Source organism: Micromonospora sp. WMMD1155 (assembly GCF_029581275.1).
Classification (GTDB): domain Bacteria; phylum Actinomycetota; class Actinomycetes; order Mycobacteriales; family Micromonosporaceae; genus Micromonospora.
In genome coordinates this window covers 5,957,243-5,970,489 of record NZ_CP120742.1, presented here as the reverse complement: position 1 = coordinate 5,970,489, position 13,247 = coordinate 5,957,243, and the positions used below count along the sequence as shown (strand labels likewise).

The following is a 13,247-nucleotide window of genomic DNA, read 5'->3' as shown; positions in this document are numbered from 1 at the left end:
CGCTTCAGCGTCAGAGCAACGAGTTGGACTGGGACCTGCGCGTGACACTTCGCTGTTGTACTTCCGGCGGCTGCCTGGTCCAGCCGACGAAGCGGCGGTGCAGGGTGCCGACGGGTACCCAGGCCATGTCCTCGGAGGCTTGGATGAGGTAGGCACCGAGGTAGAGAGCCAGCGACACCGGCGCGTCTGCGTACTCCGCGCGCAGTTCACGCCGCCGCGTCGGACACGGCCACGGCAGGTCGCAGCCGCCGCAGCTCCAGATCGGCATGACCGGGCCGTGGCTGGTCATCGCACACCGCCTACAAACCGAACGACGAGCGCGCTAACCTGCCGTCTGGTCGCCCACTCCACCTGCCAACACGGGTACGGAGCCAACCGCGCCCACCACACACGGCAATCGACACACCCTCCGTCCAGCCCCGACCGTGCACCGCGAGGATCGCCCCTTCGAATGCACCGCTCACTGCTCACCTGCCTGCGGCCAGTGCCCGCGATTGATCGGTATCCGGTGCCGGGCACGGCAAGGCAGGTCGACCCCGCATCGACAGGTTCGCCGCTGGAGCTGTGAGGACCACACCGGCCGATGCCGCCGCGCCAAGGTCAACGCGGTGGCCGAGATGTACTCGTCATACGACACGCGCCGGTTGCTCACCGTTGACCGGCCGGACGAACTGGCCACGCGTCGAGTCACCGGAGGCCCTCCGGTCGGCGTGCTCTGAGCTGGTCCACCGATTCATGATGGCCGTCCTGGCACCGCCGCAGTCGCCTCGCGTGGTCGAGTAGGCGCTGCTGCGCCGCCGACTGCTCAACATCCTGGTACCGCTGCCCGGTCCCGGGCGGTGGCGGCGGCTGAGGCCGCCGAAGCAGCCACCGTATCAACGCGCACAGCTCAGACCAGATCGACACAGACCCGCCCCCTTCGATCGAGCAACAGGGGACGGCGACGAGCATCTGTCCGGCTCTTTCGAGTGTCAAGCAGGCACACGCTCGCCGCCGCCAGTGACCGGGACGCTACGAGTGGTCACCGGCTGCGGCAGGGAGACTTTGTACCTCAGGGAGGGTTACCCGATCATGCCGATGGCGAGAGCCAACTCTCGGGCGTCCTCACCGACCGTTCCTGGCCGGTTCGACAGTTCCAGCGCAACAGTACGGGCGTACGGGTTATATCGCACCGTGTCAACGCTCTCCCGCAGTGCCCGACCGAGCAGGTGCACCGCCGCGACCTCCCCACGGTCCAGCATGTGCGCCCGGGCAGCATCGATCAGCGCGGCAGCCCGGCGGGTCTGCGAGGGCAACCCCCGATAGTCGGTGGTGTCGGCCCGCCGCACCGCCTCACCCGTGCGGCACAGGTCCGTCTCGATGGAAACCGCGTACGCCGCACAGGCCGCCGATCCGAACATCAGCCACGGATGGACGTACCCGTCACCGAGCCGGCTCGCGGCCGAGTCAGCGGCATCCCACGCCCGCCACGCCCGACCGGCCCGGCCAGCCTTGCTGTGGCCCAAGGCGATCCCGAGCTGCACCTGACCCCATCGCGCCAACTGCTCACCACCCGCGGCCGGGTCAACCAGACCCCCGGCCTCGACCAGTACCTGCTCGGCGGCATCCGCCTGATTCGCGCCCCGAAAGACGTGCGCGTAGTACCAGGCCGCCACCGCCATCGCCGCCGGGTCGTCGGCGTCCTGGGCCGCCGACAGCGCCCGGTCGGCAGCAAGCCACACCAACTCCGGCAACGGCTGGTGCGCAAGGTACAACTGCACCAGGTGGTACACCCGCGCCAACTCCACCAACGCTGGCCGACGGTCCCCGCCGTCAAGCATCCGGGCACTCCGCTGCGCATCCGTCAGCAACCCGGGAAGCACCACCGCCACCGCCGTACGCTCGGTCGTCGACCGATGCCACAAGGCCCATGCCTGATCCACCAGATGACGCAACACGACGACCGGCGTCACCGCGCCAACCGGCACCGAGGCCCGCTGCATCACCGCAGCGACCTTGCCGATCTCAGAATGCCCCGCCCTGGTCACCGAAGCCACCGGCAACGACTGATCACCGGTCAGATCCGCTAGATCCGGAATGTCGAGCACCTCGGCCAGCCGCAACAGCATGGGCAGGCGTGGCGGCAGTAGACGGCCGTTCTCCAACGCCTTGACCCACTCCGCGCTACGCCCGACCAGCCCGCCGAGAACGGGCCGGGTCTTCCCCGCACGCTCGCGATACGTCCGCAGACGCGCACCAAAGGCCGCAGGATCGCTCATCATCGTCTCCCAGGTAGCGGTCCGGGCAGCGGACTCCCAGCCACTACACGGCAGACCACTACAGTCGACGGTACTCCCGACACCGCACCGACGCGCCCCACCACGACGGCTAATACCGTAGCCGCCGGGCGAGCGTCTCCGATCCTCGGCAAACCCAGGCCCGGGGCAGGCACGTCGATCCTCGCTGGTGAGATCTGGGCGCTCCGACGCGTGACGTACTCCCGGCGGTCTTGGAGTCGTTGCGGCCCCGCCGGAGGCACGGAAACCGCACCCCACCGGCAAATGCCAGCTCACGCCTTAAGCGGTCAGGACCCGGATGAAGAACGCCAGGGTGTCGCGGACCAGCGGCTCCAGCGGCGCTCCGCCGAAGCAGTGATCGGCCCCTTGCACCACCGACAACTCGACCTCGGCGCCGGCCGCCGTCAGTGCCGCGGCTAGCTCCTCGCTCTGCCCCACCGGTACGACCACGTCCTGGTCGCCGTGGACCAGCAGCATGGGTGGGGCCTGGTCGGTCACGTAGGTGATCGGACTGGCCGCCCGGCCCACCTCCGGGTTGTCGGCCAACGGGGCGCCGATCAGAAGAGACTCGGGCGAGTCGGCCGCGTCATGGTCGATCGTGCCGGACGGGTGCGCCTGCGACTGCATGGTCAGCAGGTTCGACGGCGCGTACCAGCAGACTGCCGCCCGGACGCCGCTGTCGTCCTGTTCGTCCCCGGTCAGCGCGACCATCGCGGCCAGGTGCCCACCGGCCGACTCGCCCCACACCCCGATCCGCTCGCGGTCCACGCGCACCGTGTCGCCGTGTCGGCGCAGCCAGCGCACCGCCGCCTTGACGTCGTCGAGTTGGGCGGGAAAGGGCGCCTCGCCGCTCAGTCGGTACTGAGCGGAGGCGACGGCGAACCCGGCCCGGATGGCGGCGGTGAACGGATCCGCCTCCATGAGCCAGTCCGGCGGGCGCTTCGGCGAGCCGAACAGCCATGCTCCGCCGTGGATCCACACCAGGACCGGGACCGGTCGGGGTGCCGCCACCGGCACGACAAGGTCCAACGTCAGCGGGCGGAAGCCCGGTACCTCGTTGACGACGATGTCACGGTGCTCGATCCGGTCGGGCCAACGCCGGGATGCCGCATCGGTCATCGGCCCATCCTCGCACCAGTCCGGTGCGGTTGATCGACACGAGATCGTGGAAGTCGGGGTGTCGACGTGGCCCGGATACCCCGACATCGGTGAACCTGAGTTGATCAAAGATTCTCGTCGGGCGCGGACGGGCGGGCGCGGACGTGCAGCCGCTCCCCCTGTGGCCCGAAGAGGATCAGGGCCTCCGCGGTGCCGGGGCCGGGGTTGAGGACGCGGTGCGGGACCCGGGTGTCGAACTCGGCCACCTCGCCCGACGTCAGGATCAGATCGTTCTCGCCGAGCAGGAGACGCAGCCGGCCGGAGAGCACGTAGAGCCACTCGTACCCCTCGTGGGTCTGCTGGCTCCGGTCGCCGCTGGGTGCCTCCGGCGGGAAGATCAGCTTGAACGCCTGCAGACCCCCGGGTCGGCGGGTCAGCGGCAGGTACGTGATGCCGTGCCTGACGATCGGTTTGGGGCGTACCCGAGGGTCGCCGGTGTCCGGTGCGTCGACCAGCTCGTCGAGCGCCACCTGGTACGCGCGGGCCAGCGGGAGCAGCAGCTCCAGGGTGGGCCGGCGGCTGCCGGATTCCAGCCGGGACAGGGTGCTCACCGAGATGCCGGTGAGGTCGCCGAGCTGGGTCAGCGTGATCCCGCGTTTGGTGCGCAGGGCGCGCAGCCGGGGGCCGACCCCGGCCAGCGCGACGGCGTCGTCTTTTGCCATAACGGCAAGGATAGTTGCCACCCGGCTGGTGGCGACGGATGGTGGTCCCAGACGACAAGCAAGAGGAGAGGCCAGTGGACGAGACATACGACGTGGTGGTGGTGGGCGGCGGCGCCGCGGGGCTCAGCGGTGCCCTGGCGCTGAGCCGGGCCCGACGGTCGGTGCTGGTGGTCGACTCCGGTGAGCCGCGCAACGCGCCCGCCGACCGGATTCACAACTACCTGGGCCGGGAGGGGACGCCGCCGGGCGAGTTGCTCGCGACCGGGCGGGCCGAGGTGGCCGGGTACGGCGGGCAGTTCCGCACCGGTCGGGTGGAGGCCGCGACCCGGGACGACGACGGGTTCCGGCTGACCCTCGACGGCGGGGATTCGGTGCGGGCCCGGCGGTTGCTGGTGACCACCGGCCTGACCGACGAACTGCCCGACGTGCCCGGCCTGGCGCAGCGGTGGGGGCGCGACGTGCTGCACTGCCCGTACTGCCACGGTTGGGAGGTCCGGGACCGGCGCATCGGCGTCCTGGCGACCGGGCCGCTGGCCGTGCACCAGGCGGAGATGTGGCGACAGTGGAGCCCCGACGTGCTGCTCCTGCTGCACGACTCCCCCGCACCGGACGCGGAGGTCGCCGAGCGGCTCGCCGCCCGGGGCATCGCGGTGGTGCCGGGTCCGGTCGCCGAGGTGGAGGTGACCGACGACGCGTTGACCGGCGTACGGCTCGCCGACGGCCGGGTGGTGGCGCTCGACGCCGTTGTGGTGGCGACGCGGCTGACCCCTCGCGCCGGGCTGCTGGTGGGGCTGGGTCTGGCCCCGGAGGAGGTGACGATGGGTGAGCACGTGATCGGTGCCCAGATCCCGGCCGACGCCACCGGCGCGACGAGCGTCCCGGGCGTCTGGGTGGCGGGCAACGTGGCCGACCTGCGCGCTCAGGTGATCACGTCCGCCGCGGCCGGTCTCAACGCCGGAGCCGCGATCAACGCGGATCTGATCGCCGAGGACACCCGTGTCGCGGTCGCCGCGTACCGGGAGTTGGTGGCCACCGCGTTCGAGGAGCCGGCGTGGGAGGAGCGCTACCAGTCCCGACCGGCGGTGTGGAGTGGTCGACCGAACCCACAGTTGGTCGCCGAGGTCGCGGACCTGCCGCCGGGGCGTGCGCTGGACGTGGGCAGCGGGGAGGGCGCCGACGCGGTGTGGCTGGCGGAGCGCGGCTGGCAGGTCACTGCGGTGGACATCTCCGCCACCGCGCTGACCCGGGCCGCCGCCAACGCCGACACCGTGGGCGTCGGCGACCGGATCGAGTTCACGCACGCCGACCTGCGCGACAAGCCGCCGGCCGAGGAGGCGTACGACCTGGTGTCCGCGCAGTTCATGCACCTGCCGCCGGTGCAGCGGCAGGAGCTGTTCGCCCGGTTGGCGGCGGCGGTGGCTCCCGGCGGTGTTCTGCTGATCGTCGGGCACCACCCGTCGGATCTGTGGACGACGGTCCGGCGGATGCACATGCCGGACATGATGTACACGGCGGAGGGCGTGGCCGCCGACCTGGACCCGTCGCACTGGGAGGTGCTGACGGCCGAGGCACGCCCCCGCCCGGCCACCGACCCGGACGGCAACGAGGTCATCCTCCACGACGCGGTCCTCCTCGCACGCCGCCGCTAACGGGCGACCTGCGTCGATCATGGAGCCGTGTCGGGTGGCAAAGGTGGTGAATCCCCAGCTTTCCGGCACCACCAGTCCATGATCGACGCAGGAGAGAGCGGGCTGCGGGGCGACAACGTGAGAGGTGGTGGGGCGGGACTTCGCATCAGCTCGGCTCGGCGGTAGCGTTGCGCCACACTGACGGCCCACGGGGCAGGCGACCACCGACCCTGACGCCCCCGAATCGTACGGAGGATGGTGCATGTCCATCGGCGCTGAGCCGCGCGCAGGACGCGACGATGCGGCCTCGCGGCCGACCTTCGAGCTCGCCCTGCGCGGCTACGACAAACGCCAGGTGGACCGACACCTGGAGCAGCTCGACGGCCAGATCGCGATGCTCAGTGGGGAGCACGGGCGCTCCGCCGTCCGGGTCCGTGAGTTGACCGCCGAGGTGCAGCGCCTGCGAACCGAACTAGCCGACCTTCAGGAGAAACCGGTGCAGGTGGACCGCGCGACGATCCACGACCTGGGCCCGATGGTCGCCGAGATCATGGCTCTCGCCGACAAGCAGGCCACCATGATCACCGAGTCGGCCACCGACCGCGCGAACGAGCTGCGCAGCGAGGCGGAGCAGATCCTCGCCGACACCCGGGAACGCGCGGCGCAGGCACGCCAGGATCTGGCCGAGGAGTTGACGACCCGGCGGGCCGAGCAGGAGCAGGCGCACGAGGAGCGGCGCACGCTGGCCGAGGCCGAGTTGACGGCGATCCGTGAGCACGCGGAGCAGTTGCGCGCCGACGGTGAGGCGGCGCACGAGCGCGCCCAGCACGAGGCGAAGCGGATCACCGAGCAGAGCGCCCAGCAGCTCAACCAGACCCGGGTGGCCGCCGACGCGCTGATGAAGTCGGCGCGTACGCAGATCCAGCAGGAACTCCAGTCGGCCCGCGCGAAGAACCAGCAGGAGATGGCCCAGTGGCAGGCCAGCGTGGAGCGGGAGGTCAACGAACGGCGGGCCGCCGCCGAGCGGGACATCGCCGAGCAGCAGGCCGCCGCCGAGCGCGAGCTCGCCGAGCAGAGCAGCGCGACGGAGCAGCAGATCGCCGCCCTGCTGGCCGAGGCGCAGCAGCACGTGACCGAGCTGCGTAACCGCGCCGACGAGCAGGCGGCCATCCACCAGGAGAAGCTCACCGCGCTTCAACAGGAGATCGAGGAGCGCCAGCAGGAAGCCACCGAGCTGAACGCCGAGCTGGACACCGCCCGTCAGCAGCTCGCCGAGATCCGCCAGGAGGGCGAGACGCTGGAGGACGAGCTGTCGAGGATGCAGCAGCGGCTCGGCGAGGTCCGCCGGGACCTCACCGCCGAGAGCGCCCGGCTGGAGGAGGCCCGACGGGCCGGGGACTCCGCCGAGCGACACGCCAAAGAGGTCCGTGCCCGGGTGCAACGGGAGGCGAAGCGGGTGGCCGACCTCGCCGCCGCCGCGGTCATGGCCGCGGCCGCCGGCGGGACGGAGACCGCCGAGTACCCGATGGTCGGCCCCCGTTCCGACACGGACCGGCCCACTGCCGAGCGGGCGGGGGTCGAGCGGCTCACCGTCGACCGCACCGGAGTGCCACCGGTCCTCGCGGAGCGGCCCGCCGACGAGGACGCGGGCACTGACCCGGCTCCGGCCGACCAGGCACCGGCGTACTCGGTCCACCAGGTGGCGGACCACTCACCCGACGAGGTCGCGGCCGAGCCCGCCGAGCGGACCGGCGACCCTGTCGATACGCCGGAGTCGACCGACGAACCGGCCGCCGAGCGTCCGGCGACGCAGGAGGTACGCCCCGAGCCGACCTTCCCTCGGCACATCGGCACTGACGCGCCGACGCCCGTACCGTTCCTCGCCTTCGGGCAGCCGGTCAGCGAGAACGGCTCCGCCCGCCACTGACCTTCGCGGCGGTGGGACCGGGCCCCGGACACCCCGGTCACCAGCGGTGATCAAGTGATGAGAAGTAGCTCGGAAAGGGCCGGAAGACCTCCTTTTCATCACTTGATCAAGGGACGGGTGGCGGCTAGGGCGGATTCTGCGGAGAACCCGGTCGCCACGCACGTCGGAGCTGTCAGGCTGGGCTGGCCGTCGCGTACCAGCCAGCGGCGTGCGCCAGCCTGCCCGCCCGCCGAGAGGAGCAGCCGGTGACCGACCGACCGGAGGAGTTCGACCTGCTCGTCGTGGGCGGCGGCAAGGCCGGCAAGACGTTGAGCATGGACGTCGCCCGGTCCGGGCAGCGGGTCGCCATGGTCGAACGCGGCATGATCGGCGGCAGCTGCATCAACGTGGCGTGCATCCCGACGAAGGCACTGGTGACCAGCGCAAGGGCGGCCCGCCAGCTGCGCGACGCGGGCGCGCTCGGCCTGGTGGTGCAGGGCGGCCAGGTCGACGTCGATCTGCTGCGGGCGCACAAGCAGGATGTGGTCGAGGGGATGGTGGCCGCCAACCGGCAGCAGTTCCTCGACTCCGGCCTGCACCTGGTGATCGGCGAGGCCCGGTTCGTCGGTCCACGGACGGTGCGGGTGTCGCTCGCCGACGGCGGCGAGCGGGTGCTGCGCGGCGCGGACGTGGTGATCAACACGGGTACGCGTCCGCACCTGCCCTCGGTGCCCGGGATGGCCGAGGCCGGGGTGTTGACCAGCGACACGCTGCTGCGCCTGGACCGGGTTCCGGCCCGGTTGGTGGTGCTCGGCGGCGGCACCGTCGGGGTGGAGTTCGCGCAGATGTTCGCGTCGTTCGGCAGCGCGGTGACGCTGGTCGAGGGCGGGCCGCGGCTGCTCACCCGCGAGGATCCCGACATCAGTGACGCGGTGATGCGGGTCTTCGTCGACGACGGCATCGACGTACGGGTGGGTGTCGCGGTGGCGCGGGTCGACCGGGACGCCGACGGCACGCTGCGGGTGACGCTCGACGACGGCAGCGCGGTGATCGGGGACGACGTGCTGGTGGCCGCCGGCCGGGAACCGGTCACCGACTCCCTCGACCTGGACGCGGCCGGCGTACGCCTCAGCGAGCGGGGCTTCGTGGAGGTCGACGAGCACCTGCGCACCAGCGCCGAGCGCACCTGGGCGGCCGGAGACGTCGCCGGCAGCCCGCAGTTCACCCACGTCTCGCTGGACGACTACCGGATCATCCGGGCGAACCTCGCGGGTGGACAGCGCAGCACCGCCGACCGGCTCGTCCCGTACACCGTCTTCACCACCCCGGAGCTGGCCCGGGTCGGGCTCACCGAGACCGAGGCGCGTCGCGCCGGGTACGACGTCCAGGTGGCCCGCCTACCGGTCGCCGCGATCCCCCGGGCACGCACCCTGCGGCAGACCCAGGGCATGTGGAAGGCGGTCGTCGACGCGGGCACCGACCGGATCCTCGGTGCGGCGCTGCTCGGCCCCGAGGCCGGCGAGGTGATCACGTCGGTGCAGTTGGCCATGCTCGCCGGGATGCCGTGGACCGCTCTGCGCGACGCGGTCATCACCCACCCGACCATGACCGAGGGTCTCAACCTGCTCTTCGCCTCGTTACAGTCCCGCCCGGTCCGCTGACCTCGGGCTCGACGGGCTCCTGGCCGGCGATGTCGTCGCGTACCCGCTGTTGGAAGGCGCGGGCCTGCGCGCCGGTCGGTGGCGGGCCGCCGTGGCGGGCGGCGACCGCGCGGTGGATCACCTCGGTCCGGTCACCGGTGTCGACCAACCGCTGACCGGCCGCGACCTTGGCGAGCCAGACGCCGTCTCGGTGCCGCACCAGTGACCGGCAGGCGCCGAGCACCGCGTCCTCCGTACCGGGCGCGGGCTGGTCGTCCGGTGGTGTCGGCAGGGCGAGCCACCAGGTCAGCGCCTCGACGAGCAGCCGACGCAGGTCGGCCGCCGTGAGGTCGGCGAAGACCTCCCCGGCCGGCGGTCCGAGCAGCGGCAGACCGCTCTGGTGCAGGATGCTGCGGTCCAGCCCGTACCAGAAGCGCCCGTCGGCGGCCGGCCGGTCGGCCGGGTCGAGTGTGCGCCGGAACGGCATGGCCGCGCCCGTGTTGAGTTCGACCTCGAAGCCGGGCTCGGGTGTGCCGGAGGCGGCCACCGCCCGGTCGTAGACCACCAGCTCCAGTCCTCGTGCCGGGCAGGGCAGCGCCTCGTGCCGCAGCCGCGCCACCAGCTCCCTTTTGGCCGCCGCAGGGAGCGGCCCGGCGCTGACCAGCGCCACGTCCACGTCACTGCGGCCGGGTTGGTAGGCGCCCAGCCCCACCGAGCCGGCGGCGTACGCGCCGACCAGGTCGGCCCCGAGCACGTCCCGGGCGGCGGCGACCAGGTTGTCGAGGTAGTGCGCGAGTACGGAGTCCACGCGCTCATGGTGGCGTGCGGACGACGACGGCCCGACGTCGGGGCCGTGGGAGGTAGGGACCGCCGCACCGGGCATTCCGTGTCAACTACCGCGAACTTTCGCACGAGCATCGGCAACTTTTGATGAATCGGGGTGAAGACATGGACACCCAGATCGAAACCCCTTAATGTCTCGACCCATCCACCCGGTGTTTCCGCAATGTCACTCGTCGGCGTCGAGGGCGTTACGGCACCGGGCCGACGGCCTCCCTCACCGCTGCTCCTCGCCCGGCCGTCGGACACTCCACCGCCTCTGGAGGAACGATGGGCACACGCCTGCTACGCCGACTCCGCAAACCCGCCCTCGGTACGCTCGCACTCATCCTCACCGCCGGCCTCTGGGCCGCTCCGGCCACCGCCGCCCCCGCCCAGGAACCGGGTGTCACGCTGCGCGTCTTCGACGTGCAGGTGCCGCTGTCCGAGATCTGCACCCTCAAGCCGGCGCAGACCCCCAACGTGGACAAGCTGATGCCCACGATCAACTGGACCTCGGCGGCCGACTTCGGCTTCGAGGACGACTTCGTCTCGCAGGTGCTCGGCAACATCACCACCACCCAGGCCGGCAGCTACACGTTCCGGCTCAGCAGCGACGACGGGTCCAAACTGGCCATCGACAACACCGTGGTGATCAACCACGACGGGTTGCACGGCGCGACCCCACCCAAGGAGGGCACCGTCACCCTCACCGCCGGGCTGCACCCGCTACGCATCGACCACTTCGAGCGAGGAGGTGGGCAGCAGATCACCCTGGAGTGGAAGACGCCCGGCTCGTCGTCCTTCGTGGTCGTACCGAACTCGGCGCTCAGCACCGACGCCGGCGTGGTGCGGGTGACCGCGCCGGGCCGCAAGGAGTGCGAGGGCATCGCCGACACTCCCGGCGACGGTCTGCCGCTGACCGGGGTGCACCCCGGGTACACGCTGACCAACCTGCGGCCCAGCGGGTTCCAGCCGAAGGTCACCGGCATGGACTGGCTGGCCGACGGCCGACTGGTCGTGTCCACCTGGGGCGGCAGCGACCAGTCCGGCACCTCCCAGGACGGTGAGGTCTGGATCCTCGGCAACACCGGCGGCGCGACCACTCCGGGCGCGGTGACCACCAAGAAGATCGCCGGTGGACTGAAGGAGCCGATGGGGCTGAAGGTCGTCGACGGAGTGGTCTACGTCTCGGAGAAGCAGCGGCTCACCCGGCTGGTGAACACCGGCGGCGACGAGGTGGCCGAGCGGCTGGAGACGGTCGCCACCTGGCCGTACGGGGGCAACTTCCACGAGTTCGCCTTCGGCCTGCTCTACGCCGACGGGTTCTTCTACCTGAACCTCTCGGTGTCGATCAACTCCGGCGGCGCCACCACCAACCCGCAGCCCGCCACCAACCGGGGCACCACCCTCAAGGTCAACAAGGACACCGGCGCGGTCAGCTACGTCGCCGGGGGCCTGCGCACCCCGCACGGCATCGGGTGGGGCCCGGAGGGCGGCATCTTCGTCACCGACAACCAGGGCGGTTGGCTGCCCTCGTCGAAGCTCCTGCACGTCAAGCAGGGCCGCTTCTTCAACCACTTCACGAACCCGGCCGGCCCGTTCGACACCAACCCGGTCACCCCTCCGGTGCTGTGGATGCCGCAGAACGAGATCGCCAACTCGCCCAGCACCCCGCTGTACCTGACCAGCGGCCGATACGCGGGCCAGTTCGTCATCGGCGACGTGACGTACGGCGGTCTCCAGCGCGCGAACGTGGAGAAGGTCAACGGCGAGTACCAGGGCGCCCTGTTCCGGCTCACCCAGGGCCTGGAGGCGGGTGTCTCCGAGGTCAACGTCGGTCCGGACGGCGCGATCTACGTCGGCGGGCTCGGCGCGGGCGGCAACTGGGGCCAGACCGGCAAACTGGCGTACGGCCTGCAGAAGCTCACCCCGAACAGCACCACGACCTTCGAGATGCTCGCCATACGCGCCACCACCGCCGGCTTCGAGGTGGAGTACACCCAGCCCGTGTCGGCGGAGACCGCCGCCGACCTGGCCGCGCGTTACAAGATCAAGCAATGGAGGTACGTGGCGACGTCGAACTACGGCGGTCCGAAGATCGACGAGGAGACGCTCACCGTCACCTCGGCCACCCTCTCGTCGGACGGCAGGAAGGTCAACCTGGCGGTGGCCGGTCGCAAGGCGGGCCACGTGGTCCACCTGCGCTCGCCACGACCGTTCAGCTCCACCAGCGGTCAGTCACTGTGGAGCACCGAGGCGTGGTACACGCTCAACGCCATCCCGGGCGTCACCCCACCGCCCGGTGACGGGACCAACCTGGCGCTCAACAAGCCGGCCGTCGCGGACAGCTCCTGCTCGACGAGCGAGGGCCCGGCCAAGGCCGTCAACGGCAGTGTGACCGGCGGCAACAGTGACAAGTGGTGCTCGAAGGGCACCACCAGGTACCTCCAGGTCGACCTGGGCGCGAGCCACACGGTGAACCGGGTGGTGGTCAAGCACGCCGGGGCCGGCGGTGAGGACCCGGCCTGGAACACCCGGGACTTCACGATCGCGTCCAGCGCTGACGGCACGACCTGGACCACCCGCGCCACGGTCACCGGCAACACCGCGAGCACCACCACCCACAACCTGGTCGCGCCGGGCACCCGCCACGTTCGGTTGGCGATCACCGCACCGACCAGCACGACCGACACGGCCGCGCGGATCTACGAGCTGGAGGTGTACGCGAGCGCGGGCGCGCCGGGCAGTATCACCGGCGTCGGCGGCAAGTGCCTGGACGTGGACAACGCGGGCACCGCCGACGGCACGAAGGTGCAGCTGTGGACCTGCAACAACACCGCAGCGCAGTTGTGGAGCCGCGTCGGTGACACGTACCGTGCGCTGGGCAAGTGCCTGGACGTGGACAACGCCGGCACCGCCGACGGCACGAAGGTGCAGCTGTGGACCTGCAACGGCACGGGTTCGCAGGTGTGGCAGCCGCAGTCCGACGGGTCGCTGCGCAACCCGCAGTCGGGCAAGGTCCTCCAGGCCGCCGGCGGTGGCACCGCCGACGGGACGCAGATCCAGATCGGCACCAACACCGGTGCCGCCCACCAGAAGTGGGTGGTCAACGCCACCTGACGACGGAGGGGCCGGACCGAATCACCGGTCCGGCC

Annotated in this window: 9 protein-coding genes; 4 read left to right on the top strand and 5 right to left on the bottom strand. The window is 71.3% G+C overall.

Translation table 11 applies throughout. The features are described from left to right. Positions 1–10: 10 nt before the first annotated feature. From O7617_RS27225 to O7617_RS27210, 4 genes are all read right to left on the bottom strand, one after another. Positions 11–289, bottom strand: coding sequence for a hypothetical protein (locus O7617_RS27225; protein ID WP_282259052.1), 279 nt, complete (start codon positions 287–289; stop codon positions 11–13). Between the two features lie 772 nt (positions 290–1,061). Next, entirely contained in the window at positions 1,062–2,258 is a 1,197-nt protein-coding gene (locus tag O7617_RS27220) for a helix-turn-helix transcriptional regulator (RefSeq protein WP_282259051.1), read from the bottom strand. Between the two features lie 297 nt (positions 2,259–2,555). Continuing rightward, complete coding sequence (locus tag O7617_RS27215) at positions 2,556–3,395, bottom strand: alpha/beta hydrolase (protein ID WP_282259050.1); 840 nt, start codon at positions 3,393–3,395, stop codon at positions 2,556–2,558. Between the two features lie 104 nt (positions 3,396–3,499). Beyond that, the gene (locus tag O7617_RS27210; protein WP_282259049.1) at positions 3,500–4,096 is read right to left on the bottom strand and encodes an XRE family transcriptional regulator; all 597 of its coding nucleotides are present in this window, start codon (positions 4,094–4,096) and stop codon (positions 3,500–3,502) included. Positions 4,097–4,170: 74 nt separating this feature from the next. Between O7617_RS27210 and O7617_RS27205 the strand changes: the two genes are divergently transcribed. The 3 genes from O7617_RS27205 (at position 4,171) to O7617_RS27195 (ending at position 9,291) form a co-directional block, all read left to right on the top strand. Then, complete coding sequence (locus O7617_RS27205; RefSeq protein WP_282259048.1) at positions 4,171–5,745, top strand: bifunctional NAD(P)/FAD-dependent oxidoreductase/class I SAM-dependent methyltransferase; 1,575 nt, start codon at positions 4,171–4,173, stop codon at positions 5,743–5,745. Positions 5,746–5,986: 241 nt separating this feature from the next. Beyond that, a complete protein-coding gene (locus O7617_RS27200) occupies positions 5,987–7,651 on the top strand; it encodes a DivIVA domain-containing protein (protein WP_282259046.1) in 1,665 nt (554 codons plus the stop codon). Between the two features lie 245 nt (positions 7,652–7,896). After that, positions 7,897–9,291, top strand: coding sequence for an FAD-dependent oxidoreductase (locus O7617_RS27195; RefSeq protein ID WP_282259045.1), 1,395 nt, complete (start codon positions 7,897–7,899; stop codon positions 9,289–9,291). On the opposite strand, the gene O7617_RS27190 is transcribed toward O7617_RS27195, so the two are convergent. Then, entirely contained in the window at positions 9,248–10,078 is an 831-nt protein-coding gene (locus tag O7617_RS27190; protein ID WP_282259044.1) for a nucleotidyltransferase domain-containing protein, read from the bottom strand. The two genes, O7617_RS27195 and O7617_RS27190, sit on opposite strands and share 44 nt — an antisense overlap. A gap of 302 nt (positions 10,079–10,380) precedes the next feature. Here O7617_RS27190 and O7617_RS27185 point away from each other — a divergent pair, with 302 nt between their 5' ends. Beyond that, on the top strand, positions 10,381–13,212 hold the full coding sequence (locus O7617_RS27185; RefSeq protein ID WP_282259042.1) for a ricin-type beta-trefoil lectin domain protein: 2,832 nt from the start codon (positions 10,381–10,383) through the stop codon (positions 13,210–13,212). Positions 13,213–13,247: the final 35 nt, after the last annotated feature.